This is a genomic window from Streptomyces sp. P9-A2 (genome assembly GCF_036634175.1).
Taxonomy (GTDB): Bacteria; Actinomycetota; Actinomycetes; order Streptomycetales; family Streptomycetaceae; genus Streptomyces; species Streptomyces pratens.
This window is the reverse complement of the sequence record NZ_JAZIFX010000001.1, coordinates 7,413,080-7,438,039: the sequence shown is the minus strand read 5'-3', so window position 1 is coordinate 7,438,039 and position 24,960 is coordinate 7,413,080. Positions and strand designations below refer to the sequence as shown.

Annotated in this window: 22 protein-coding genes and 1 tRNA gene; 13 read left to right on the top strand and 10 right to left on the bottom strand. The window is 71.8% G+C overall.

Translation table 11 applies throughout. The features are described 5' to 3' along the window. The first annotated feature begins 324 nt into the window (after positions 1 to 324). Positions 325 to 918, top strand: coding sequence for an ArsR/SmtB family transcription factor (locus tag V4Y04_RS33565; RefSeq protein ID WP_332432095.1), 594 nt, complete (start codon positions 325 to 327; stop codon positions 916 to 918). 30 nt (positions 919 to 948) lie between these two features. Further along, positions 949 to 2,220 carry an MFS transporter gene (locus V4Y04_RS33560; RefSeq protein ID WP_332432094.1) on the top strand — a complete coding sequence of 424 codons (1,272 nt, stop codon included), beginning with the start codon at positions 949 to 951 and terminating at the stop codon, positions 2,218 to 2,220. 328 nt (positions 2,221 to 2,548) lie between these two features. Here V4Y04_RS33560 and V4Y04_RS33555 read toward each other — a convergent pair whose 3' ends face one another. Genes V4Y04_RS33555 through V4Y04_RS33535 form a run of 5 tightly spaced genes read right to left on the bottom strand, consistent with a single transcriptional unit; the run spans position 2,549 to position 7,544 of the window. Further along, positions 2,549 to 3,568 carry a Gfo/Idh/MocA family protein gene (locus V4Y04_RS33555; protein ID WP_332432093.1) on the bottom strand — a complete coding sequence of 340 codons (1,020 nt, stop codon included), beginning with the start codon at positions 3,566 to 3,568 and terminating at the stop codon, positions 2,549 to 2,551. Positions 3,569 to 3,624: 56 nt separating this feature from the next. Continuing rightward, the gene (locus tag V4Y04_RS33550; RefSeq protein ID WP_332432092.1) at positions 3,625 to 4,527 is read right to left on the bottom strand and encodes a sugar phosphate isomerase/epimerase family protein; all 903 of its coding nucleotides are present in this window, start codon (positions 4,525 to 4,527) and stop codon (positions 3,625 to 3,627) included. Position 4,528: 1 nt separating this feature from the next. Then, positions 4,529 to 5,440, bottom strand: a complete 912-nt coding sequence (locus V4Y04_RS33545; protein WP_332432091.1) for an ATP-binding cassette domain-containing protein — start codon at positions 5,438 to 5,440, stop codon at positions 4,529 to 4,531. Between the two features lie 5 nt (positions 5,441 to 5,445). Then, a complete protein-coding gene (locus tag V4Y04_RS33540; RefSeq protein WP_332432090.1) occupies positions 5,446 to 6,522 on the bottom strand; it encodes an ABC transporter permease in 1,077 nt (358 codons plus the stop codon). Then, positions 6,522 to 7,544 carry a sugar ABC transporter substrate-binding protein gene (locus V4Y04_RS33535; RefSeq protein ID WP_332432089.1) on the bottom strand — a complete coding sequence of 341 codons (1,023 nt, stop codon included), beginning with the start codon at positions 7,542 to 7,544 and terminating at the stop codon, positions 6,522 to 6,524. Before V4Y04_RS33535 ends, V4Y04_RS33540 begins: the two co-directional genes overlap by 1 nt. Before the next feature lie 317 nt (positions 7,545 to 7,861). On the opposite strand from V4Y04_RS33535, the gene iolC reads away from it, so the two are divergent. The 6 genes from iolC (at position 7,862) to V4Y04_RS33505 (ending at position 15,071) form a co-directional block, all read left to right on the top strand. Next, positions 7,862 to 8,860 carry a 5-dehydro-2-deoxygluconokinase gene (gene iolC, locus V4Y04_RS33530; RefSeq protein WP_332432088.1) on the top strand — a complete coding sequence of 333 codons (999 nt, stop codon included), beginning with the start codon at positions 7,862 to 7,864 and terminating at the stop codon, positions 8,858 to 8,860. A 13-nt stretch (positions 8,861 to 8,873) separates the two neighbouring features. After that, positions 8,874 to 9,749: a Cgl0159 family (beta/alpha)8-fold protein gene (locus tag V4Y04_RS33525; protein ID WP_332432087.1), complete on the top strand. Its 876-nt coding sequence runs from the start codon at positions 8,874 to 8,876 to the stop codon at positions 9,747 to 9,749. Between the two features lie 50 nt (positions 9,750 to 9,799). Next, positions 9,800 to 10,717, top strand: coding sequence for a 5-deoxy-glucuronate isomerase (gene iolB, locus V4Y04_RS33520; protein ID WP_332432086.1), 918 nt, complete (start codon positions 9,800 to 9,802; stop codon positions 10,715 to 10,717). Beyond that, positions 10,714 to 12,585: a 3D-(3,5/4)-trihydroxycyclohexane-1,2-dione acylhydrolase (decyclizing) gene (gene iolD / locus V4Y04_RS33515; RefSeq protein ID WP_332432085.1), complete on the top strand. Its 1,872-nt coding sequence runs from the start codon at positions 10,714 to 10,716 to the stop codon at positions 12,583 to 12,585. The genes iolB and iolD overlap by 4 nt, the downstream gene beginning before the upstream one ends. Before the next feature lie 83 nt (positions 12,586 to 12,668). Then, positions 12,669 to 14,162 carry a CoA-acylating methylmalonate-semialdehyde dehydrogenase gene (locus V4Y04_RS33510; RefSeq protein ID WP_332432084.1) on the top strand — a complete coding sequence of 498 codons (1,494 nt, stop codon included), beginning with the start codon at positions 12,669 to 12,671 and terminating at the stop codon, positions 14,160 to 14,162. A 123-nt stretch (positions 14,163 to 14,285) separates the two neighbouring features. Then, positions 14,286 to 15,071 carry a GntR family transcriptional regulator gene (locus V4Y04_RS33505; RefSeq protein WP_332432083.1) on the top strand — a complete coding sequence of 262 codons (786 nt, stop codon included), beginning with the start codon at positions 14,286 to 14,288 and terminating at the stop codon, positions 15,069 to 15,071. A gap of 106 nt (positions 15,072 to 15,177) precedes the next feature. On the opposite strand, the gene V4Y04_RS33500 is transcribed toward V4Y04_RS33505, so the two are convergent. Beyond that, positions 15,178 to 16,329, bottom strand: a complete 1,152-nt coding sequence (locus V4Y04_RS33500) for a hypothetical protein (RefSeq protein ID WP_332432082.1) — start codon at positions 16,327 to 16,329, stop codon at positions 15,178 to 15,180. Positions 16,330 to 16,561: 232 nt separating this feature from the next. Then, a tRNA-Pro gene (locus V4Y04_RS33495) sits at positions 16,562 to 16,635 on the bottom strand. Between the two features lie 108 nt (positions 16,636 to 16,743). Between V4Y04_RS33495 and V4Y04_RS33490 the strand changes: the two genes are divergently transcribed. Next, on the top strand, positions 16,744 to 17,307 hold the full coding sequence (locus V4Y04_RS33490) for a DUF309 domain-containing protein (protein WP_332433094.1): 564 nt from the start codon (positions 16,744 to 16,746) through the stop codon (positions 17,305 to 17,307). A 264-nt stretch (positions 17,308 to 17,571) separates the two neighbouring features. Next, on the top strand, positions 17,572 to 18,975 hold the full coding sequence (locus V4Y04_RS33485) for a diacylglycerol/lipid kinase family protein (protein ID WP_332432081.1): 1,404 nt from the start codon (positions 17,572 to 17,574) through the stop codon (positions 18,973 to 18,975). 69 nt (positions 18,976 to 19,044) lie between these two features. Here the strand turns inward: V4Y04_RS33485 and V4Y04_RS33480 are convergent, their stop codons facing one another. After that, a complete protein-coding gene (locus V4Y04_RS33480) occupies positions 19,045 to 19,860 on the bottom strand; it encodes a sulfite exporter TauE/SafE family protein (RefSeq protein ID WP_332432080.1) in 816 nt (271 codons plus the stop codon). Positions 19,861 to 20,075: 215 nt separating this feature from the next. Here V4Y04_RS33480 and V4Y04_RS33475 point away from each other — a divergent pair, with 215 nt between their 5' ends. Next, positions 20,076 to 20,558 (top strand): Dps family protein, encoded by a 483-nt coding sequence (locus V4Y04_RS33475; RefSeq protein WP_332432079.1) that lies wholly within the window; start codon positions 20,076 to 20,078, stop codon positions 20,556 to 20,558. Here the strand turns inward: V4Y04_RS33475 and V4Y04_RS33470 are convergent. Further along, the gene (locus tag V4Y04_RS33470; RefSeq protein ID WP_332432078.1) at positions 20,548 to 22,218 is read right to left on the bottom strand and encodes a transposase; all 1,671 of its coding nucleotides are present in this window, start codon (positions 22,216 to 22,218) and stop codon (positions 20,548 to 20,550) included. The genes V4Y04_RS33475 and V4Y04_RS33470 overlap by 11 nt on opposite strands. A gap of 403 nt (positions 22,219 to 22,621) precedes the next feature. Here V4Y04_RS33470 and V4Y04_RS33465 point away from each other — a divergent pair, with 403 nt between their 5' ends. Next, a complete protein-coding gene (locus V4Y04_RS33465; protein ID WP_332432077.1) occupies positions 22,622 to 23,434 on the top strand; it encodes an SAM-dependent methyltransferase in 813 nt (270 codons plus the stop codon). Positions 23,435 to 23,546: 112 nt separating this feature from the next. Then, positions 23,547 to 24,083, top strand: a complete 537-nt coding sequence (locus tag V4Y04_RS33460) for an NUDIX hydrolase family protein (RefSeq protein ID WP_332432076.1) — start codon at positions 23,547 to 23,549, stop codon at positions 24,081 to 24,083. 84 nt (positions 24,084 to 24,167) lie between these two features. Here V4Y04_RS33460 and V4Y04_RS33455 read toward each other — a convergent pair whose 3' ends face one another. After that, positions 24,168 to 24,845 (bottom strand): GPP34 family phosphoprotein, encoded by a 678-nt coding sequence (locus V4Y04_RS33455; protein ID WP_332432075.1) that lies wholly within the window; start codon positions 24,843 to 24,845, stop codon positions 24,168 to 24,170. Positions 24,846 to 24,960: the final 115 nt, after the last annotated feature.

Sequence of the window (24,960 nt, the reverse complement as noted above, 5' to 3'; positions counted from 1 at the left end):
GGCTGCTGCCGGCCGTGAGAAGGACGCGGCCGAGGAGGGGGACGGGATCACCTACGGGTCAGGGCGAAGCCTTTCCTACGACACCGCCGCAGGCCGCTGCGGGGACAATACCGGCGGCGCCGGGCCAGGAACTTGGCCACCATTCTGATCGGGTTCCGCGCGGCGTCTCAGGCAGTCGAACTTGATTCTGCTGTACGCGAGTTGGGCGCGCGGTCGGCGGCGATGACGCCAAACGGTACAGGCAGCGAGGGGTCGCCGGGCTCCCCACCGCGCATTTCCGAAAACTATATTGCGCAAATTCTGCTTCATATCTACGGTGAGGGCATGCGACCGAAGCGCGAGCCCGAGCAGATCACCGACCTGTCCCGGCTGAAGGCGTTCACCAGCCCACTGCGGATGCAGCTCTACCGGCTGCTGTTCGCCGCGGGCACGGCGACCGCCTCACAGCTCGCCGAGCAGGTCGACCAGGCGCCGTCGCTGGTCAGTTACCACCTGCGCAAGCTCGCCGAGCACGGCTTCGTGAGCGAGGCGAGCGGCCGGAGCACCGACGGTCGTGAGCGGTGGTGGCAGGTGGCGTCCGAGGAGGGCTGGGGCTTCCGCCACTCGGACTTCGCGGGCACGCCCGAAGGGGCCGCTGCCGCCGGCGCCGTGACCCGCGGCATCCTCGACAACCGTACCGCCCAGTACCGTGCCTATCTGGACCAGAAGGCCGCCTGGGGCAAGGCGTGGACCGACGCCGCTTTCAGCTCCGAATGGATGCTCGACCTGACCCCCGCCGAACTCGCCGAGATGAGCGACGAGCTCGAGGCACTGACCCGACGCTGGCGGGAGCGTGGCAAGGCCGCCAAGGCGGTCGGCGACACCGAGGACCGCGAGCACGTGTCCGTGCACCTCTACGGCTTTCCGTTCCGGCCCTGACACGGCCGCCCCGACCTCCTGGAGCCCACCGTGGTCCCCGCAGGAACGATCCTGCCCGAAAGCGCCACCAAGCCGGCCTACCGCGACGGCAACGTGCTGCGCTGGCTCACCGCGTACACCGCTTCCCTTGTGGGCGACAGCGTGTACTTCGTCGCCCTCGGCTGGTCCGCCCAGAAGGCCGGCGGCCCCACCGAGGTCGGCCTCGTCATGGCCGCCGGAGCACTGCCGCGGGCGTTACTGATGCTCGGCGGGGGCGTGCTGGCCGACCGGCTCGACCCCCGCCGGGTACTTCTCGGCAGCGACGCTCTGCGCTGCCTCCTCATTCTCTCGGTGGCCGCCGGTATCGCGCTGACGTCACCGGCCCTGTGGACCCTGGTCGCGGTGGCGCTCGTCTTCGGCGCCGTGGACGCGCTGTTCGTACCCGCGATCGGGGCCCTCCCGCCCCGGATCACCAGCCCCGACCAGCTGGCCCGTGTCACCGGCATGCGCTCCCTGTCGGTTCGCCTCAGCCAGATCGCGGGCCCGCCCATCGGCGGCCTGGCCATGGGACTCGGGGGCACGGCGGCCGCCTTCACCGTCGCCGGCCTGCTCTTCGCGCTGTCCCTGCCACTTCTGCTGACGATACGGATGCGGCCCCTCGACACGCGCGGCGAGGAGCGGTCGGAACCCGGCACGGCGTGGAAGGACCTAGTCGACGGCCTGCGCTACATCCGTCGCCACCGACTCATCGGTCCGCTCGTCACCGCCGGCGCCGTCTGCGAGCTCGGCCTCACCGGCACCCTCAATGTCGGCATGGTGCTCCTCAACGCCGAGCGCGGCTGGGGCCCTTCCGGCTACGGCTGGATCGTCAGCGGCTTCGGCGCGGGCGCGGCGGCCGGCGCCATGCTGCTCACCGTCGCCGGCCGGCTGCCCCACGCCGGCCTGATGATGGCGGGAACACTGTTTGTCGGCTGCGTGGGAGCCGCCACCATCGCGCTGGTACCGGCCCTGTGGATCGCTGTAGTGCTGGCCGTGGTGATCGGGCTGAGCGCCGGCGTCTTCGGCAGCCTGGACAACGCCCTGATACAGACTGCGGCGGACCCCGCCTATCTCGGCCGGGTCACCTCTGTCGTCATGCTCACCATGGTCGGTCTCGCGCCCCTCAGCTATCCGCTGGTCGGCGCCGCCATCGGAGCCTGGGGCGCAGCCCCGGTGTTCGTCGGCTGCGGAACCTTCGCCGGCCTGGGCGTGGTCATCGCCCTGGCCTCCGGCGCGGTACGGCGAGCAGAACTGCCTCTGCAGCGGCCGAGCGCGACCGCCTAGCCCCGGAGGGCGTGCCGGGCGTCGACCCGGTCGATGCGGCGGTCGTCTTCTCCCGGACACCGGCTTCGCTGGAAGATGCCGCCGCACGCCCTGGACAGCGATCACTCGCTGTCCACAGGCATCCGGATCACGGCATACGCGCGGACGGCACCGCTGTGGATAAAGCGGGTGCTCCGCGAGATGCCCTCGACACCCGCACCGGACCACGCCACGGCCGGTCCGGCTCGGAGACCTGAGCACCGGGCGGCATGGTCAGCAGTGGGTCCAGCACCACTCGCCGACCCGCACGCAGCGTCCCCACAGAATGCGCCGGGGACGTCACATCACCTCACCGGTACAGCGCCGGTTTCTCCGCCAGTTCGACCTCCACCCGGCCGCCCTCCTCCAGGGCGCGGACTCCGGCCTCGCAGACGGCGGCCGCCGCGTAACCGTCCCAGGTGCTGGGGCCGCCGACCTCGCCCCGGCGGGTGGTGTCGACCCAGGCCCGGAGCTCGTCGTCATAGGCCCGGTCGAAGCGTTCGGTCCAGTCCTGGGTGATGGTGCCGCCCCAGCGGCCGGCCGCCTGGGCGACCAGGTGGTGGCCGTCACCGACACGGGCGGTGCCGCGTTCGCAGACGATCTCGGCCTGGACCTGGTAGCCGAAGCCGCAGTTGACGAAGATCTCGACGTCGCTGAGCGCGCCGCCGTCGGTCTCCAGGACGACGAACTGCGGGTCGCGCAGCCCGTCGGGCGCCCCGGAGGAGGATCCGGGGGCGTGCACCGTGACCGCCGTGATCTCCTGGCCCAACAGCCAGCGGGTGACGTCCACTTCGTGGGAGACGGAGTCGGTGATCAGCATGGAGCTGGTGAAGAAGGGTGAACTGGCCACGTTCCGGTGTCTGTTGTGCAGCATCAGGGGCCGGCCCAGCTGCCCCGTCTCCAGCAGCGTCTTGAGACGGACGTACTCGGCGTCGTAGCGGCGCATGAAGCCGACCTGGACGCGGCGGTGGCCGAGTGCCTGTTCGGCTTCTACGACGCGCAGCGCGGAAGCGGCGTCGGGGGTGAGCGGTTTCTCGCACAGGACGGGCAGGTCCCGCTCGAACGCGGCGAGCAGGGCGGCCTCGTGGGCCGGTCCCGGGGAGGCGATGAGCACGGCGTCGACGCCGGCCGCCGCCATCGCGGCGGCCGGGTCGGTGTGTACGGTGCAGCCGTCGATGCCGGCGGCCACCGCCTTGGCCCGTTCCGCGTCGGTGTCGGCGACGGCGGCGACCCGCGCACCGCTGATGACCCGGTCGATCCGGCGCACGTGGTCCGCGCCCATGCGGCCCGTGCCGATGACGGCGATTCCCAGGGGTTCGTTCCCGTGCACGGTTCTCGCCTCCCTTTCCGGGGGGGGGGCGGGTTCCAGGGGGCCGGGCGCCGGGGTCAGGCGCCGCAGGAGCGGAGGAACTTGCGGGTGCGCACCGCGATCGGCAGCGGCTTGTCCGGCTCGCAGGGGTACATGTCCTGCTCGACGATCGCGAACAGGTCCACGTCCAGCTTCTGGGCGGCGGTCAGGACCGCGCCCAGTTCCGGTACCCCGGCGGGCGGTTCGCACATCACGCCGCGCTGGACGGCGGGGCCGAACGGGATCTCGTTCGCGACCACGTCGGCGAGGATGTCCGGGTCGACCTGCTTGAGGTGCAGGTAGCCGATGCGTTCGCCGTAGGTCTCGATCAGCTTGACGCTGTCGCCGCCGCAGTAGGCGTAGTGCCCGGTGTCGAGGCAGAGGTTGACCAGGGAGGAGTCGGTGGAGTCGAGGAAACGCTCGACGTGCTCCTCGGTGTCGATGTGGGTGTCGGCGTGCGGGTGGACGACGATGTCGAGACCGTAGGTGTCCCGCACCTCCCGGCCGAGGCGTTCCATGCCCTTGGCCAGGTGGCCCCACTGCTCGGTGCTGAGCTCCGGGGACTCCAGGATCTCGGCGGTCTTGTCGTCGCGCCAGAAGGACGGGATGACGACGAGGTGCTCGGCGTCCATGGCCCGGGTGAGCGAGGCGACCCGGCTGACCTGCTCCCAGGTGGACTCCCACTCGGAGGGGCCGCGGTGCAGTCCGCAGAAGATGGTGCCGGCGGAGACCTTGAGGTCCCGCTTCTTCACCTCGTCGGCCAGGCGGGCCGGGTCGGTCGGGAGGTAGCCGTAGGGGCCGAGTTCGATCCAGGAGTAGCCGGCTTCGGCGACCTCGTCGAGGAAGCGCTGCCAGGGCACCTGCTGGGGGTCGTCGGGGAACCAGACGCCCCAGGAGTCGGGGGCGGAGCCCACCCGGATGCGGTCGAGCGCGACTGCCATGTCAGGTCTTTCCTTCCGGGGATGCCACTGCGGGGGCCTGGAGGTCTCCCTCCTCGGGGAGCTCCTCGACGTCGACGCCGCGCACCTGTGCCAGCTCGTGCTTGAGGGCCGCGAGTTCGGTGCCGCCGGCCATGTGGTTGGTGAGTTCCTCCAGGGAGACCTCGCTGCGGGCGGCGGAGAGCTCCATGGTGCCCAGGCGCAGGACGCTGAAGTGGTCGCCCACCATGTAGGCGTGGTGCGGGTTGTGGGTGATGAAGATGACGCCGAGGCCGCGGTCGCGGGCGGCGGCGATGTACTTCAGGACCACGCCGGACTGCTTGACGCCGAGCGCGGCGGTGGGCTCGTCCAGGATGAGGACGCGGGCGCCGAAGTAGACGGCGCGGGCGATGGCCACGCACTGGCGCTGGCCGCCGGAGAGCGTTCCGATGGGCTGTTCGAGGTCGTCGAGGACGATGCCCATGTTGCGCAGTTCCTCGTCCGCGGTCCTCTTCATCCGCTCGATGTCGAGACGGCGCAGCGGCCAGGGGCCCTTGGTCATCTCGGAGCCGAGGAAGAAGTTGCGCCACACCGGCATCAGGGGGACGACGGCGAGGTCCTGGTAGACGGTGGCGATGCCCTTGCCGAGGGCGTCGCGCGGGGTGGAGAACCGTACCGGGGTGCCGTCGACGAGGAATTCGCCCTCGGTGTGCTGGTGCAGCCCGGAGATGATCTTGATGAGGGTGGACTTGCCGGCGCCGTTGTCGCCGAGCACGCAGGTCACGCGGCCGGGGTGGACGCTCAGGTCGACCCCGTGCAGGGCGCGGATGTTGCCGTAGGACTTGCCGGCCCCGCGGAGTTCGACCAGGGGGTGCTCCCCGTCGGGGGCGGTGTCCTGCAGGACGGCACCGTGGGTGCCGGTCGTGTCGTCGGTCATTGCGGTCACCTCCGGGTCGCCGTGCGCTGGACCCACAGATTGATGAGGACGGCGCCGAGGAGCATCACGCCGAGGAAGGCCTTGAACCAGTCCGGGTTCCAGCCGGCGTAGACGATGCCCTGCTGCACCATGCCGAACATGAAGGCGCCGAAGACCGGGCCGATCGCGGAGCCGTAGCCGCCGGTCATCAGGCAGCCGCCGATCACCGCGGCGGCGATGTAGATGAGCTCCTGGCCCACGCCCTCGCCGGACTGCACGGTGTTGAAGGAGAACAGCTGGTGCATGCCGACGAACCAGGCGCCGAAGCCGACCAGCATGTACAGGGAGATCTTGGTGAACGTCACCGGCACGCCGACGGCACGGGCGCTCTCCTTGTTGCCGCCGACCGCGAAGATCCAGTTGCCGTACTTGGTGCGGAGCAGCACCCAGGCGGCGAGGGCGGCGAAGACGAGCCACCACACGATGGTGATCTTCACCTGGACGCCGCCCACCTCGAAGCTGGACGCGAAGAGGGCCTTGGCCTGGGCGAAACCGTCCATGTCGCTGATGTCGTCGGTCGCGACGTTCCCGGTGACCGTCTTGGTCACGGCCAGGTTGATGCCCTGGAGGATCAGGAAGGTGCCGAGGGTGACGAGGAAGCTGGGCAGGCCCGTCTTCATCAGGAACCAGCCGTTGAACATGCCGATGGCGAGGGACACCGCGAGGGCGGCGATGACGCCCACCCAGATGTTCATGGACAGCTGGTAGGCGAGCATGCTCGCGGTGAGGGCCGAGGTGACCACGGCGACGCCGGCCGAGAGGTCGACCTCGCCGCCGATCATCAGCAGTGCCACCGGCAGGGCCATGATGCCGATGGTCGAGGACTGGTACAGGATGTTCGCCATCGAGCTGCTGTCCCGCATCGGCGGGGCGGCGATCAGGAAGAACACCAGAACAACCACGACGCCGAGGAAGACGCCGACCTCGGGACGGGCCAGCAGCCGACGGGCCGGCGTGCGCCGCGTGGTGCGGCCGTCGTTCGCCTTCGGGCCGGGGGCCGGCGGTGGGGTCACCGCCGGCTCAGCCTGTCGGGTCATGCTCATCACCGAGTGCCCTTCGCGGCGTACTCGGAGACCGCGTCGACGTTGGACTTGTCGACGAACGCGGGGCCGGTCAGCACCGGCTGCTCACCTCCGCCGCTGTAGTTGCCGTTGTTCTTGTAGAGCCACAGGCCGTCGATGGCCAGGTAGCCCTGGAGGTAGGGCTGCTGGTCCACGGCGAACTCGATGTCGCCGGCCTTGATCGCCTTGGTCAGGTCCTTGTTGAGGTCGAAGGTGGCGACCTTCGCCTTGCTGCCGGCGTCGCCCACCGACTGCACCGCGGTCGGCGCGAAGGGTGCGCCGAGGGTGGCGACGTAGTCGACGGAGGAGTCCTGCTTGAGCTTGGCGGTGATCGTCGACTTCACCGACGGCCTGTCGACGCCGTTGACGTTGAGGATCTGGGTGTTGCCCTCGAAGGTCTTCTTCAGGCCGTCGCAGCGCTGGGTCAGGCCGACGTTGCCCTGCTCGTGGATGACACAGACGGTGTTCTTGGCGCCGACCTCGTTGAGCTTCTTGCCGAAGGCCTCGCCGGCCACGGACTCGTCCTGGCCGAAGAACTCCAGCAGGCCGAGGTCCTTCCAGTCGCTCAGTCCGGAGTTGAGTCCGACGACGGGTATGCCCGCCTTCTCCGCCTTGCCGAGGACGCTCTTGAGCGCGTCCGGCTTGGCGAGGGTGACGGCGATGCCGTCGACCTTCTGGTCGATCGCGTTCTGCACCAGGTTGGCCTGGTTGCCGGCGTTCGGGTCGGCGGAGTAGATGAGCTTGACGTTGTCCTTGGCCGCGGCGGCCTCGGCGCCCTTGCGGACGATGTCCCAGAACGTGTCGCCGGGCGCCTGGTGGGTCACGAGGGCGACCGTCATCTGCGGCGTGTTCGCCTTGCCGGCCGATGCGCCGTCGCCGCCGCCTTCCTCGGCCTTCTTGCCACCGGAGCCACTGGAGCAGCCGGCGAGGGTCAGCGCGGCCGCCGCGGCCACCGCGACGAAGGGCGCGATTCTGCGGGGGCGGTTCTGAGAAGAGCGGTCCATCTTTGCCTGCACCTCACTGTGCTACGCGGAAAAAGGGCGGGTCCGAGAATCCTCCCCGGAGCCTCGGACGTCCGGGTCTGTGTCGTCGTGCGAAACACCTGGCGTGTTGGGACGGGATCAAATCCCCTGGCGCGCACTCTGTCAATACTTTGTTAAGACATCAGTTCACCAGCTAGTCCGAATGTAAGTACAAACTATTGACAGGGCCGCCCTCCGAGACCTACACCTGAGGGGCGGCAGGTCCCTGGCTTCCACGTCCCCACCGTGGCAGGGCACCTCGGGACCCGCATCCCCAGCAGTTCGAGGAGCTTCGCTCGATGACCGACTCAGACGCACCACAGTATTTCGACCTGATCACCATGGGCCGCATCGGGGTCGACCTTTACCCACTGGAGACCGGCGTTCCGCTGACAAAGGTCGAAACATTCGGAAAGTTCCTCGGCGGTTCGGCCGCGAACGTGGCGGTCGCCGCCGCCCGGCTCGGCCGCTCGACGGCCGTGATCACCCGTACGGGAGACGATCCCTTCGGCACCTATCTGCACGAGGCCCTGAAGGACTTCGGCGTCGACGACCGGTGGGTCACCCCGGTCGCCGCGTATCCGACGCCGGTCACCTTCTGCGAGATCTTTCCGCCGGACGACTTCCCGCTGTACTTCTACCGCCGGCCCAAGGCTCCCGACCTGGAGATCCACACCGCCGAGCTGGATCTCGCCGCCGTACGCGAGGCCGGGATCTTCTGGATCACCGGCACCGGTCTGAGCGAGGAGCCGAGCCGCTCGGCGACGCTCGACGCGCTCGAGGCCCGTGCCAAGGCGGGTACCACCGTGTTCGACCTGGACTGGCGCCCGATGTTCTGGCGCGACCCCGACGAAGCCCGTCCCTACTACCGTCAGGCCCTGCGGCACGCCACGGTCGCGGTCGGCAACCTCGACGAGTGCGAGGTCGCCACCGGAGTGCGCGAGCCCGAGGCCTGCGCCGAGGCGCTGCTGGCGGCCGGCGTGGAGCTCGCCGTCGTCAAGCAGGGCCCCCGGGGCGTGCTCGCCGTGCACCGCGACGGCACCCGTGCCGAGGTGCCGCCGGTCCCGGTCGACGTGGTCAACGGCCTCGGCGCGGGTGACGCCTTCGGCGGGTCGCTCTGCCACGGTCTGCTCTCGGGCTGGGACCTGGAGCGGACCATGCGCCACGCCAACGCCGCCGGCGCCCTCGTCGCCTCACGCCTGGCCTGTTCGTCCGCCATGCCCACCGAAGCCGAGGTGGCGGACCTCCTCGCGGGGGTCGTGCCGCCGGGCGGCACGAGCCTGCCGAGCCAGTCCTGAACGGAGTACTTCCTTGAACCTCAGCATCTCCGACCTTCCCACGGTCCGGGCCCGGAATCCGGAGGCCGTCGCCGAGGCGGCGGCCCGCCGAGCCCGCCGTCCGCTGATCGGCGACAGCGGCCGGCTGATGATCGTGGCCGCCGACCACCCCGCGCGGGGTGCGCTCGGCATCGGCGACCGGCGCCTGGCCATGGCCGACCGTGCCGGTCTGCTGGAACGGCTGTGCGTCGCACTGTCCCGGCCCGGCGTCGACGGGGTGCTGGCCACCGCCGACATCCTCGAGGACCTGCTGCTGCTCGGCGCGCTCGAGAACAAGGTCGTCATGGGGTCGATGAACCGCGGCGGTCTGGCCGGCTCGGCCTTCGAGATGGACGACCGCTTCACGGGGCACCGCCCCGAGGACATCGAGCGCTTCGGCTTCGACGCGGGCAAGCTGCTGGTCCGCATCGACTACGACGACCCGGGCTCCCTGAGCACCCTGGAGTCCACCGCCCGCGCCGTCGACGCCATGGCCGAACGCCGGCTCCCGGTGTTCGTGGAGCCGTTCATCTCGCGCCGGGTCGACGGCAAGGTCCGCAACGACCTGTCCGCCGAGGCCGTCACCCGCTCCATCGCCATAGCCTCCGGCCTCGGCGGCACCTCCGCCTACACCTGGCTGAAACTCCCCGTCACCGAGAACGCCGACGACATGGCGGAGGTCCTGCGCGCCTCCACGCTGCCCGTCGTCCTGCTCGGCGGGGAGGTCGGCGACCAGGAGGCGGCCTACGAGCGGTGGGGCAAGGCGCTGAAGCTGCCCTCCGTGCAGGGCATGGTCGTCGGCCGCTCACTGCTCTACCCGGCCGGGGGCAGTGTGGAGGAAGCGGTGGACACGGCCGTGAGCCTGCTGTGAGACATGAGCCTGCTGTGAGCCGTGAGCCTGCTGTGACCGGAAAGGCTGCCATGACACATCACCTTCCCGCGGACCGTGCCCCGGCCGGCCCGTACCTCGTCGACGTGACTCCGGAGTCGGCCGGCTGGAGTCATTCCAGCCTGCGCGTGCTGGAGCTGGAGCCGGGCGGCACGCACACCTTCGACACCGGCGAGAGCGAGTGGATCGTGCTGCCGCTCAGCGGCGGCTGCACGGTCGCCGCCGCCGACGACTTCGGCCACGACACGTTCGACCTCGCCGGCCGCACGAGCGTGTTCGACGGCGTCAGCGACTTCGCCTACGTACCGCGCGACGCCCGCGCGACCGTCACGTCGACGGGCGGCGGACGGTTCGCGCTCACCGGCGCCCGCTGCGCCCGGCGGCTGCCCGCCCGCTACGGACCGGCGTCCGGCGTCCCCGTGGAACTGCGCGGCACCGGCAACTGCTCCCGCCAGGTCAACAACTTCGGGGCCGCGGCCCCCGCCGGAGGCGATGCGGGACAGGGGTTCGAGTGCGACAAGCTGATCGCGGTCGAGGTGATCACCCCGGGCGGCAACTGGTCGTCGTTCCCGCCGCACAAGCACGACGAGCACCGGCCGGGCGAGGAGTCCGTGCTGGAGGAGATCTACTACTTCGAGTTCGCGGACCACGACGGCATCCCCGGCCTCGGCTACCAGCGGGTCTCCCCGTCCGGTCCGGGCCGGGACACGGACGTACTGGCCGAGGTGCGCGACGGCGACGTGGTGCTCATCCCGGACGGCTGGCACGGGCCGTCCATGGCCGTGCCCGGCCACCACATGTACTACCTCAACGTCATGGCGGGCCCCGGGGACGAACGCGCCTGGCTGATCTGCGACCACCCCGAGCACGCCTGGATCCGCTCCACCTGGCCCGACCAGCCCGTCGACCCCCGCCTGCCCCTCTACACCGCCCCCGAGAGGTCCGTATGAGCGCCGCCACCCGCCGACTGACGACCGCCCAGGCACTCGTGCGGTTCCTGGCCGCCCAGTACACCGAGCGGGACGGCGTACGGCACCGGCTGATCGCGGGCACCTGGGGCATCTTCGGCCACGGCAACGTGGCGGGCGTCGGGCAGGCGCTCGTCGAGTACGCCGATGTCATGCCGTACCACCAGGGCCGCAACGAGCAGTCCATGGTGCACGCGGCCGTCGCCCACGCCCGCCAGCTCAACCGGCTGTCGGCGCAGGCCGTGACGACGTCGATCGGCCCCGGCGCGACCAACCTGGTCACCGGCGCCGCGCTCGCCACCGTCAACCGGCTGCCGGTGCTGCTGCTCCCCGGCGACTACTTCGCCTCGCACGCGGCGGACCCGCTGCTCCAGCAGCTGGAGCATCCGGTCGAGGCGGACGTGTCCGTCAACGACACGCTGCGTCCCGTCTCCCGCTACTTCGACCGGATCAACCGCCCCGAGGCGCTGATCGCGTCCGCGCTGAACGCGGTGCGGGTGCTCGCCGATCCGGCCGAGACCGGTGCCGTCACCCTCGCCCTGCCGCAGGACGTACAGGCCGAGGCGTACGACTGGCCGGAGGAGTTCTTCGCCGACCGCGTCTGGCGGGTACGGCGTCCGGCGCCGGACCCGGTCGAGCTGGAGGCGGCGGTGCGGGCCGTACGGGCCGCCCGGCGTCCGCTGATCGTCGCGGGCGGCGGGGTCCACCACAGCGAGGCCGAGGGGGCGCTGAAGGCCTTCGTGGAGGCCACCGGCATCCCGGTCGCCTCCACCCAGGCCGGCAAGGGCTCTCTGCGCCACGACCACCCGGCCGACCTGGGCGGCATCGGCCACACCGGCACGGCGGTGAGCGACGGACTGGCCCGCACCGCCGACCTGGTGATCGGCGTCGGCACCCGGTACACCGATTTCACCACCGCCTCCGGCACCCTCTTCGCCGACCCGGACGTGCGCTTCCTCAACCTCAACATCACCGGCTTCGACGCCCACAAGCTGGCGGCGCGCACTCTGGTGTGCGACGCGCGGGCCGGTCTGGAGGCGCTGGCCGGGGAACTGGCCGGGCACCGCGTGGACGCGGCGTACGAGGAGGAGTACCGCGCCGGCAAGGAGCGCTGGGAACAGGTCGTCGAAGCCGCCTACCGCGCCGACGACGAGAGCGCCGTACCGACGCAGACCCAGGTCCTCGGCGCGCTGGACGCGATCGTGGACGAGACCGACGTGGTGATCAACGCGGCCGGCTCGCTCCCCGGCGACCTGCACAAACTGTGGCGCGCGCGCAGCCCGCGCCAGTACCACCTCGAGTACGGCTACTCCTGCATGGGCTACGAGATCCCGGCCGCGATCGGCGTCCGGCAGGCCGCGCCCGGCACGCCCGTGTGGGCGCTGGTCGGCGACGGCACGTACCTGATGATGCCGACCGAGATCGTCACGGCCGTCCAGGAGCGGCTGCCCGTGAAGATGGTGCTGATCCAGAACCACGGGTACGCCTCCATCGGCGGCCTGTCCGAGGAGACCGGCGGCGAGCGCTTCGGCACCGCCTACCGGTACCGGGCCGAGGACGGCACCTTCACCGGTGCCCCGCTGCCCGTGGACCTCGCGGCGAACGCGGCCAGCCTGGGCATGGACGTGCTGCGCGCCAAAACCGTGCGGGAGCTGCGCCACGCCCTGGCCGAGGCCCGTACCGCCGAGCGTCCGACCTGCGTGTACGTCGAAACGGACCCGGCGCCCACCGCTCCCCCGGCCGAGGCCTGGTGGGACGTGCCGGTCGCCGAGGTCGCCTCCCGCGAGGCCGCCGTCCGGGCACGCGAGCGGTACGACGCCCAGGTCGCCGGCCGCCGCCGGCACCTCTGAACCGCTCCTGCCTCACCCCGGGCCCGGCACTCGAGCCCCCGCTCCCGATTCAACTCACCGCACGTGAAAGGTCGTCCGCTCTCATGAAGACCATCAGCCACTGGATCGGCGGCAAGCCCGTCGAAGGCACCTCCGGCCGTTTCGGCCCCGTCTGGAACCCGGCCACCGGCGCCCAGGAGAAGCAGGTCGCGTTCGCGGACACCATCGAGGTGGACGCCGCCGTCGCCGCCGCGAAGGACGCCTTCGAGACCTGGGGCACCTCGTCGCTGGCCAGGCGCACGGCGATCCTGTTCAAGTACCGCGAACTGCTGGACGCCCACCGCGACGAGATCGCGGAACTGATCACCGCCGAGCACGGCAAGGTGCACTCCGACGCCCTCGGCGAGGTCGCGCGGGGCATGGAGATCGTGGAACTGGCCTGCGGGATCAGCGTGCAGCTGAAGGGCGAGCTGTCCACACAGGTCTCCACCCGCGTCGACGTCGCCTCGATCCGCCAGCCGCTGGGCGTGGTCGCCGGCATCACGCCGTTCAACTTCCCGGCCATGGTGCCGATGTGGATGTTCCCGCTGGCCATCGCGTGCGGCAACACGTTCGTGCTGAAGCCGTCCGAGAAGGACCCCTCGACCTCCGTCCGCCTCGCGGAACTGGCCACCGAGGCGGGCCTGCCGGACGGTGTGCTGAACGTCGTGCAGGGCGACCGGGAGGCCGTGGACCGCATCCTGGAGCACCCCGACATCGAGGCCGTCTCCTTCGTCGGCTCCACCCCGATCGCCCGCCACATCCAGCTGAAGGCGACCGAGCACGGCAAGCGGGTCCAGGCCCTGGGCGGCGCCAAGAACCACATGCTGGTCCTGCCCGACGCCGACCTGGACCTGGCTGCCGACCAGGCGATCAACGCGGCGTACGGTTCGGCCGGCGAGCGCTGCATGGCCGTGTCGGTCGTGGTCGCGGTCGGTGACATCGGCGACGACCTGGTCGGCCGGATCACCGAGCGGGCCAAGAAGCTCCGCATCGGTCCGGGCAACGACCCCGCCTCGGAGATGGGCCCGCTGATCACCCGCGAGCACCGCGACAAGGTGGCCTCGTACGTGGCGGGCGCGGCGGCGCAGGGCGCCGAGGTCGTGCTCGACGGCACGGGCCTGACGGTCGACGGGCACGAGGACGGCTTCTTCGTCGGTGTCTCGCTGCTCGACCGGGTGCCGGTGACCGCGGACGCCTACCAGGACGAGATCTTCGGCCCGGTGCTGTGCGTGGTCCGCGCGGAGACCTACGACGAGGCCATCGCGCTGATCAACGACTCCCGCTGGGGCAACGGCACCGCGATCTTCACCCGGGACGGCGGCGCCGCCCGCCGCTTCCAGCTCGAGGTGAAGGCGGGCATGGTCGGCGTCAACGTGCCGATCCCGGTTCCGGTGGGCTACCACTCCTTCGGCGGCTGGAAGGACTCCCTCTTCGGCGGCCACCACATCTACGGCAACGACGGCATCGCCTTCTACACGCAGGGCAAGGTCATCACCACGCGCTGGCCGGACCCGTCCGACGGAGGCATCAACCTCGGCTTCCCGAGCAACTCCTGACCCCCCGTCTCCCGGGCCGGGGTCTTCCGCTCGGACGATGCCGGACCCCGCGGACCCGGCGTCGTCCGAGCGGAGAGGCTCTGGCCCTGCCCTCGACAGCGCCCTCAACAGGAAGGTACGCCCATGGCGAAGACCGGTGACCGGGCCCGTGCCCTGACCGAACCCGCGATCGGCTCACTGGACTTCGTCCTGGACCGGGGCAGTCCGGTGCCGTTGTACCACCAGCTCGCCCAGCAGCTGGAGGCGGCGATCACGCGCGGCGACCTCGCCCCGGGCAACCTCCTGGGCAACGAGGTCGATCTCTCGGTACGCCTCGGGCTGTCCCGCCCCACGGTCCGCCAGGCCATCCAGTCACTCGTCGACAAGGGACTGCTGGTCCGGCGGCGTGGGGTGGGCACCCAGGTGGTGCACAGCCAGGTCAGGCGCCCCCTTGAGCTCAGCAGCCTCTACGACGACCTGGAGGCGGCCGGCCAGGGCCCGAGTACGCAGGTCGTCCGCCACGAGACGGTCCCGGCGCCCCCCGGCGTGGCGGCGGCCCTCGGCCTCCCCGAGGGTGCGGAAACGGTTCTCCTCGAACGCCTGCGCCACACCCACGGCCGGCCGGTCGCCCTCCTCTGCAACTACCTCCCGCCGGACCTGCTGGAACTGGACGACGCCCGGCTGGAGTCGACCGGCCTGTACCGCATGATGCGCGCGGCGGGCATCACCCTGCACAGCGCCCGGCAGACCGTCGGCGCCCGCTCGGCCACCGCCGGGGAGGCGTCCCGTCTGGACGAGCAGGAGGGCGCCGCCCTGCTCACCATGCACCGCACCGCCTACGACGACACGGGCCGCGCGGTGGAGTACGCGGCCCACGTCTACCGCGCCTCGCGCTACTCGTTCGACTTCCAGCTGCTGGTCAGGTCCTGAGCCGGTGCCGTGCCGTGTCCGGGGCACGGCACGGAGCGGGTCACGTGGCGGACCGGCGAAGAGGCCGCACGGACGGGGAGCCTGGCGCCCACGCGAGCGCGGCGGCCTACTTGTTCGTGCCCCGGAAGCGGCCGAACGCCTTCGTCAGCGGGCCCAGCAGCGTGCCGTCCTCCCCGGCCGGCCTCAGCGCGGGCGGCCGGGGCGCGCCGTCGCCACCGGCCACCTCGGTGAGTGCGGCCTGCGCGGCCTCGGCCGCCTCCTGGTACAGGTCACGGGACTCCGTCATGACGTCGAGCGCGTGGGCGTACCTGGCGACCATGTCCTGGGCGTGCGCCAGCTCCTCTTCCGGGCTGAGCAGGTGCCAGCCCCGGCGCAGTCGCGTCAGGGCCTGCTCGGCCTCGGCCGGCAGGGGCCGCGGCAGTGCGGCGAACTCAATGATCCTGCCGAGGAATTCGACCGGTTCCGAGCCGTCCAGGAAGATGCTGCGCACCGTGAAGTGCTCCGGGTCGTAGTCCGGTCCCGGCGGCACCGTGGGCAGAACGACGGCGCCGCCGCGCGGCATCCGCAACTTCAGCTCCCGCTGCAGCGCGAAGTCGGCGATCCGGGCCTGCTCGGGGGTGCCCCGGTGCTCGACCACCCGGTGCCGCAGGCTCGGCGGCAGGAACTCCGCGATCGGCCGCTGCCCGCGCGCGTCCGGCGTCATCGCCTCGTGCACCACGACATGGACGAACCAGCTGCTGCGGGCGCAGTCCCGCAGTCGGCGGCGTACCTCGTCGTCGTCCTTCGGCAGGTGGTTCACCGTCCGCAGGCGTACGCCCGGCACCGTGTCGTGGTCCCACTCGACCCGGCTGCTGTCGGGCCAGAACATGGTGGCGGGCGACGGCCAGCGAGCGTCCCACGCACGCTCCGCCTCGGCGGCGAGGATCCAGGTGGCGCCTTCGGCCCCGTCCCCGCGGGCCTGGGGATCGTACGTGGTCAGCTGGGCGCGCACCGTGACGTCCTCGGCCACCCGCCAGCGGGCTTCGAAGAGGCGGCGGGCCGACGGGCCGGGGTCGGCGGAGGCGTCCCGGGGGTACAGGACGGTGGACCGGACCGCCTCGGCGGGGTCGAGCTCCAGGAAGTCGTCGAGACCCCCGGCCGCCTTGAGGGCGATGAGGTTGCGCCGGACGTCGAGTTCGGGCTCGGGGCCCGGATGGCGTCCGCGCGCCAGCCATACGGTGTCGGGGACGGTGGGCGTGGAAGTGCTGTTTTTGACCATGGAGTCGTTCTGTGAGTGGTCAGGGGCCTGATCAGTATGGTCCGTGGACCGGTGCACCGTCCACGACCGGCGCACCGTCCATGACGTGCGGCACCTCCCGGACGCCGGTACGGTCACGACGCGCGAGGCGTTCCCGGCCGCCCGGAAGCGACATGAACCGGCCGAACGCCGAAAGGGCCATCCGAGGATGGCCCTGAGCTGCGGAGTTGTCCGACACAATCCGACGTCACCGTCGGGACGACAGGATTTGAACCTGCGACCCCTTGACCCCCAGTCAAGTGCGCTACCAAGCTGCGCCACGTCCCGGTGCGCTCACATGCGGTGAACCGCGTGATCGCTCGATCAGTACTTTACCCCACGGTCCCGGCCGGGCCGAAAGCGGTCCGGGCACGGGACAATCGGGGTATGGGAAGCATGGACAGCACCTCATGGGACCAGGAGGACAGGTCCGCCTCCGGCCGGGCGGGCGATGTGCGCGACCGGGACGGTGACGGGCGGGCGCGCAGCGCGCGGCCCCGGGACGGGCTGGGCCGACCACTGTCATACGGGGCACGGGGGGTGCCCCGGCAGCCGGAGGGGGTGGTCCGGCCGCCGCTGGAGAGCGTCGCCGAGGCACAACGCCTGCTGGACGAGGGGAAGCCGTTCCACGCGCACGAGGTGTTCGAGGACGCCTGGAAGTCGGGGCCGGAGAAGGAGCGGGAGCTGTGGCGGGGGCTCGCCCAGCTCGCCGTCGGGCTCACGCACGCGGCGCGCGGGAACACGACCGGCGGAGCCCGGCTGCTGCGGCGCGGGGCGGGCTCGGCCGAGGAATGGGCTGCGGGCACCGAAGAGCCGCGTCCGTACGGGATCGACGTCGGCGGTGTCGTCGCCTGGGCCCGGGAGCTGGCGGCGGAGGTGGAACGGGGGGACGGCGTTCCCGTGGACGCGGGGGCGCGGGCGCCGCGGCTGCGTGCGGGCTCCCGGGAACAGGGCTCGTAAGCGGGAGGTTCCCGGACGACGACTCCCGGCACAGGGGCCGGGACGGCGTGCGGACGCGGTGCGCCCGGTGTCGGCGTCGCGCGGCTGAACGGGAAAGGGCGCGGCGAGGGCCGGAACGAGTCGTGGTGAGGGCCGGGAGGAATCAGGACGGGCACGGGAACGGGGTAGGCCCGCGGATGTCGGACATGCGCCGCGACCAGGGCGCGGAAGCCGACGTCTCCCTGGTCCGTACGGCCTACGATGACGCCGGCGACTGGAGGAGTCATGGCCGTGGACTTGAGCAGGCGGGCCTACCGGGCCCAGCGGTGGGCCGCGCGGGTGGCCCTGGTCGCCGCCGCGCTCGCGGTGGTGGTCCCGCTCCTCTACGGGGGCCTGCAGGGCCTGGTGCTGCTGTTCTGCGGCGCGGCGGGGCTCGCCCTCAGTGCCGCCGCGCTGTGGTGGACGCTCACGCTGCGGGGACCGCTGCGCTGGGTGGCCGCGCTGGTGGCCGTGTGTGTGCCCGTGGCCGTCATCGCCCTGTACGCGGCCCTCCTGTTCTGGGCTCTTCCGGTGTCGCTGGCGTTGTGGGCGCTGGCCGTGTGGAGCGGGCGCTTCGCGCTGCGCGGGACGGGCAGCGAGCGGCCGCGGGAACGGCCGAGGGAACGGCGGGCGCCGTCGCCCCGGCGGGCGGTGCTCATCATGAATCCGCGGTCGGGTGGCGGCAAAGTGGGCCGCTACCGGCTGCGGGAGAAGGCGGAACGGCTGGGCGCCCGCGTCCTCCTGCTCGATCCGGAGAAGGAGAACGACGTGACCGCGATGGCCCGGGAGGCCGTCGAGGGCGGCGCGGATCTGCTGGGCGCGGCGGGCGGCGACGGCACGCAGGCGCTGGTCGCGGCCGTGGCCGCCGAGCACGACATCCCGTTCCTGGTCATCAGCGCCGGGACCCGCAACCACTTCGCCCTGGACCTGGGCCTGGACCGCGGCGATCCGGCGGCCTGCCTGGACGCGCTCACCGACGGGGTGGAGCTGCGCGTCGATCTGGGTTTCGCCGGTGACCAGCCCTTCGTGAACAACGCGTCCTTCGGCGCGTACGCGTCGATCGTGCAGAGCCCGGCCTACCGGGACGACAAGATCGGCACCAGTCTGGAGATGCTGCCCGACCTGCTCACCGGGCAGCAGGGGGCCCGGCTGGTCGCCCGCGCCGGGGACACCACGCTCGACGCGCCGCAGGCGGTCCTGGTCAGCAACAACCCCTACCGCACCGACGACCCCTTCGGCCTCGGCCGGCGGGAGCGGCTCGACTCGGGCCTGCTCGGGGTCCTCGGCGTCAGGGTGGAGGGCCCGGTCGACGCCGCCGCGCTGCTGCTGGACCCCTCGCGGGACCGGCTCACCATCCTGACCGCCCCCGAGGTCCTCATCGAGAGCGACCGCGTGGAAATCGAGGCCGGGGTCGACGGGGAGGCCCTGCTGCTGCCCGCGCCCGTCCGCTGCCGTATCGCACCCGGCGCGCTCCGCGTCCGCGTCCCACGCAGACGGCCCGGCGTGGCCCAGGCGCCCCCGCGCCTGAACTGGCGACGACTGCGCAAACTGGCGGCGACGGTCGGCCGGACGGCGGCTCCGAGCCGGTTCCGGCACCATCCGGAGATCCCTGACGTCCCGGGAGGACAGGGGCCCTTCCTCGGAAGGTAGACCCGGCGCACAGCAACGGCTCCCGGCTCCCGGCTCCCGGCTCCCGGCTCCCGGCTCCCGGCTCCCGGCTCAGCGCACCAGCAGCTGTACGCCGCCCACCACCGTCGCCGCGATCACCAGTTGCTCGAACAGCCGCTGGTTGATCCGGCTCACGGCCCATTTCCCGAGCAGCGCGCCGGGCACGACGAACAGCACGAGCGCCGCGTCGAGCAGCAGGGACTCCGCGTCGATCAGTCCGAGACCCACGCTGAACGGCACCTTGGACGTGTTGACGATCAGGAAGAAGAACGCCGATGTCCCCAGGAAGCCCAGCTTCCTGAAGCCGGCGGAGAGCAGGTACAGGGACATCACCGGCCCGCCCGCGTTGGCGACCATGGTGGTGAAGCCGCCGAGGACGCCGTACGAGCGGGCCTTGATCCGGCCGGCCCTCGAGGTGACCTCCTCGGGTCCACTCCGTTCGCGCGGTTCCCCTTCGCCGTCGACGGCGGCTTGCGCGGCCCGGTCCGCCGCTCGCCGCCGCCACACCGTCACCGCGGCCATCAGCAGCAGGATCGCCCCGATCGACGTCCCCACGGCTTCGTCGTCCGCCCACATCAGGAAGAAGGTGCCGACGACGACACCGGCCGCGACCGCGGGGAACAGCCGCCACAGGGTGGGCCAGTGGGCGTGCCGCCGGTAGGTGAGGACGGCAAGCACGTCCCCGGCGATCAGGATGGGCAGCAGTACGCCGGTGGAGGCGCGGGCGGGCAGCATCGCCGCGAAGATGGCGAGGCTGACCGTGTTGGCCCCGCTGACGGCGGTCTTGGAGAAGCCCACGAGCAGGGCGGCGAAGGCGAGGGCGGCGAATTCCCAGCCGGTGAGGTGCCAGAGCGTCATCATGTCCATTGCGGGGATTGATGCTATGTCCACCCAACGGTCGCCGTAAGCACCGTCTCGTCTGTCGGCTGCTCGCACCTCGCACGGCGTTCTCTGCCGCCGCCTGCGCGCACCGTGCCGCGTGGCCGGGCCCGCCCCCGGGGCGTGCCCGCGTTTGTGCCGGGGGAACGAGGGCACCCGCGCGTTCGCGGAACATCCAAGGATTCGAGAAGGAGCGATACCCCATGACCGTTGTGCGGAGCACCCTGCCCGACGAGGCCCGCCGGGTCGCCGGCAAGGCACTCCAGGAGACCCTGGTGGATCTCCTCGGCCTCTCGCTGATCGGCAAGCAGGCCCACTGGAACGTCGTGGGTCCGAGGTTCCGCTCGGTCCACCTCCAGCTGGACGAAGTGGTCTCGACCGCGCGCACCGGGGCCGACACGGTCGCGGAGCGGGCCGCGACGCTCGGGGTGCCGCCGGACGGCCGTCCGGAGACCATCGCCAAGGTCTTCGCCCTGCCCGTCCCCGAGGAGGGCCTGCTGCGCGACGCGGATGTCGTGCGGCTGCTGGCGGAGGCGCTGGGGGCCGCGATCGTACGGCTGCGCGAGCGCGTCGACGCCACCGAGAAGGCGGACCCGGTCACCCAGGACCTGCTGATCTCCGTCACCGCCGAGCTGGAGAAGCAGCGCTGGATGTTCGAGGCGGAGAACACCGTTCCTAGTCAGTGAGCAGGAGTGGGTCCTGGACCCGTTCCCGCTCACCGCGGACATCCCGAACGGTGTTGGGTGTCCTGGTCGCCCGCGTTCGTTCCGCGTCCGGTGGCACGGATCGGGTCCGTGGTCCGGGAAGGCGGCGGCGGGTTTCCTCACGCCCGGGGGTGTCCGGTGCGGCCTGGACGGTCCGATGCCCGCATCCATCGCTCTGGTGGGTGCGGGGCGGTGTCGTCCGACGCCGGATCGAGTAGCCCTGGGCGCGTCGTGCGATCGCCACGGCGGCTGCGTCGATGGGGGTGCCCCCTGCTTGAGCGCAGTCGAGAGCTTGGGGGAGGCTGGTCTTACGGGTGGTGCTGGTGAGGGGTTTCTGCCAGTGCTGGGCGCCCCACTTCGAGGTGTAGGCGGGGTCGACGGCGATGACGGTGATGCCGGTGGCGTCGGTCATCGAGACGAGGCGGGCGCGGAGCCGGCCGGTGGGCAGGCCGGCAATCAGCCGCCGAAATCTCCTGTTGCGGCCGTGTTTCTCGCGGGTCTTCTCCGCGGTGAAGTCCAGGTCCTCCACCGCGATCGCCCGCACCCCACAGGTGCGGGCCCAGTTGAGCAGCCGGGTCAGGGCGTGGCGGAGCTGGGCGTCGCGGTGGCCGGCGGTGCCGGTCAGGTCGTAGGAGAAGCGGCGCGGATTCCCGGTCGGGTTGCCGTGCACGTCCAGGCGCCAGGCGGCGAGGTGGTCGGCGTTGGTGTCCACCCCGATCACCCCGTGCGCGAGCGCCGCCGCCAGAGGCACCGTGCGCGTGACGGGTTGCTGCCAGGAGGCGGTCACATACCAGCGGGCCCGGACCGTGTCGTGGTGAATGCGGTAGGCGACGGCCCGGTTCGCGGCCACCCGGTCGGCCCACTGCGTCCCCCGGTGCGCAAACCCGACCCGGCCGGTGAGGACATACCGGCCGTGCGGGGCATTGGCCAGGCCTGCGAGGGGGGCGGGCAGCCTGATGCTGACCTCACCGCTGGGACTGATGCGGATCGTCTCGTTCCCGTAGCGTTTCCCGCTCTCCCCGTCCGCCCGCAGAAACCAGCGGGCCGCCTCCCAGCGTGCACGCCACTGGTCCTCGGTGAGCTGCGCGGCGGGCAGCTGGTGCCGCATCCGGGCCAGACGCCCGCCACCGCGCACCACGCGCACGCGCCCGGCCGTCCAGGCGGCGCGTTCTTGCGCCAGCCGGTCCTCCAGCACGCGCAGGCGGCGGGCCTTGGCATGCCACTCCCGCCGACTGCGATAACCCCCCGGCGCCCGCTTACCGCCCTTCGCACCGAGTGGCAGCGCCAGCCGGTGGCGCAGGGTGCGCACCCCCGCCTCCAGGTTCTGGAGGTGGGCGAGCGCGCAGCGCCGGGCCAGCGCCCACTGATCGTGCGTCGCCTTGGTGATCGCACCCGCCCAGCGGGCCGACGAGAGCGGGGTCAGCTCCCGCTTGCGCACCGCCCATGCCTGCGCATCGTGCTCGAGACCGTCGTGGCAGCGGGTCTTCAGGTCACGACAGGCCAGCGCGCCCAGATGCGCGCCCACCCGCCGCAGCACCTCCTCATCGCGAGCGGTGAGCTGCCCCAGCCGGGTACGGACGGCCACCCCCGACGGGCCGGGCACCACAGACGGCGCCGCGAGCTTGCGCAGTCCTTTGTCCATCCCTGCACCCCCGCCCCTTCAGCCCAGCCCGGCCCAGAAAACCTGCTCACCCCGTCCAACGAGCACCACGGGTGAAGGTCACGCATTCGGCAGACGAACCCCCATTCCCCCCCTGCCGGCAGGACAGCACCCACCCCCGGCTGTGACCGCGCCCGTCCGCGCTCACTCACGCACACCAGAACACACTCGTACTCAGCCAAACTCCAGCAGCTCCCAACCCCCGTCGAGGCGTGACGAAGCCCGACGACGGGTGCCCGACGCTGCCCGTCTCCCGTTGGCATTCCCTCTCCTCTCCCGCCCGCGCCCGCTCCCCCATTCCCGGGACAATGTGATCACTGCGCGGGCACAATGGCCGCGGCGGCCGGATCCGGTCGCCGGGAAGGGCGGGAGAGGGAGGGGAGACATGGGTGAGAGCCACACCCCGCCGCGCGGCTCGACGCGGCCGGCCACCTCGGTGGCGCACCACGCACGCGTGGGGAACCACTGGATCGGCGGCAAGGACACCTACGAGGTCGACCGGCAGGCCGGCGACCAGCTCGCCTCGCTCGTCCCCGTCGTCCGGGACATCGCCCGCGCGGACCGGGAGTTCCCGGGGCGGGCCGTCACGTACCCGGCCGGTGAGCGCGGTGTGCGGCACTCCCCCGCCGTCGGCACCGGACTCCCCGCCGCGGACAACACCCACGAGATCGCCCAGCGGATCGCGCCCGGCTCCCGGATCGTCCACGTCGACAGCGATCCGGTCGTGCCGATGCCCGCCCGGACCCTGCTCACCGGCACCAGGGACGGCGCCACCGACTCCGTCGAAGCCGATGTGCACGCCCCGGACGCCCTACTCGGACGAGCCGCCGAAACCCTCGACTTCGACCGCCCGGCCGCGGCGAGGACGCCGGGCATCCTCACCTTCGTCCTCGACACCGAGAAGGCGCGCGGAACCGCCCGACGGATCATGGACACAGTCCCCTCCGGCAGCTTCCTCGTCCTCACCCACCCCGCCCACGGCGCCGGGATGCGCGGCGAGGACCAGCTCCCCGCGATGGAGTTCTGGAACGAGAACGCCACTCCCCCGATCACGGCTCGTAGCGCCGAGGACATCTCCGCGTTACTCGAAGCGCTGAACCCGGTCGGGCCCGGACTGGTGTCCTGCTCGCAGTGGCACGCCCGGGCCGGCTCCGCCCCGGTGGTACCGCGGTACGGCGCCGTGGCCGTGAAGCCCTGACACCTCCCGGACCCCCCGTATCCGCCGGCCCGGCCGAACCCGTCGTGGAGGACAACACCACCGCGGAGCGGCCGTCCTCGTCAGCCCGAACCGTCGAAAGTATGATCAAGCAATGTCTGACACGACCGAAACCACGCCGGGATGGCTTTCCTCCGACGAACTGGAGATGACACGTGCCCGCATGCCGATCCTGTACGTCGAGTCCGTCCCCGTACGTGTCGACGACAGCGGCGAAGTCGTCAGCGTAGGCCTGCTGCTGCGCATCGGACCGGACGGCACGGTCAGCCGGACGCTGGTCTCCGGCCGGGTGCTGCACCACGAGCGCATCCGGGACGCGCTGCTGCGCCACCTGGAGAAGGACCTCGGCCCGGTGGCGCTGCCTCATGTCCCGGCGTCGCTCCAGCCGTTCACGGTCGCCGAGTACTTCCCCACGCACGGGGTCACGCCGTACCACGATCCGCGTCAGCACGCGGTGTCCCTCGCCTACATCGTGCCGGTGACGGGTGACTGCCGGCCCCGGCAGGACGCCCTCGACCTGGTGTGGTTCAGCCCGCGGGAGGCGCTGTCGGAGGCGGTGCAGAGCGAGATGCCGGGCGGGCACGGGGTACTGCTGAGGCAGGCCCTGGCACACGCCGGCTGCCTGAGCTGACGCGGCGCGGGGGGGGCGCCTCCGTCGTACCGCGAAGGTCGCGCCCCCTGCCGTCCGTCGGCCCCGTGTCCCTTCACAGCCGGGTCAGACTGCACGCCAGATGTTGTCGAAGGCCGCCGTCTCGACGGCCCGTCGTTGCCGCACACCGGCCAGTTCGACGACGGCTTCGTTGACCGCGGCCAGCACGGTCACGACCCGGTCGTCGCCCAGGTTCGTGAGATCGTCCCGGCCCTCGGAGCCGTCACCCGGGTCGCCGTCGTCCGGCTCGCCTTCGTACCGGGCGCCGACGCCCGCGGCGGCGGCGAGGGCGGTGAGTACGGGTTCCTGCGCCGCCCAGCGGTCGTTCGCGTGGCGGCGCGCCGACGAGTCGGCCAGCGCCGCCGGGTCGATGCTCAGCAACGGCTTCCGGGCCCGCCAACGGGCGGCAGCCGAGCCCGTGGTCTCCAGCTCCGCGAGATACGCGGCTCCCAGGTCGCGGCCCCGGCGCCACAGCCAGTCCTCGACCGGCTCGTGAGGTTCCTGCCGGACCAGCGAGGACGCGGCCTGCCGCAGCAGGGGATCGTCGGTGCCCGACTCCGCTGCGGGCTCCGCCGCCTGTCGCGGACCCGGCACCACCCGGTCTCCGTCGAGGTCGGCGGCCCCGGCGTCGATGAGGTCGATCAGCTCCGCTCCCGCGAGCGCCAGCGACAGATCGCCCTGCTCGACGGACGTACCGGAACGGGTGTCGATGACGACGACGAGCAGATCCCGCGCTGTGGTCATGAGCAGCTCCACATCAGAAGGGGCGGCGGCGAACGAGCGACCGCAGGTCTCAGCAGCTCCCACCATTGCCCACGGCAACCACGGAGGCCGGCCCCTCATTCCCGAAGACGGCTTT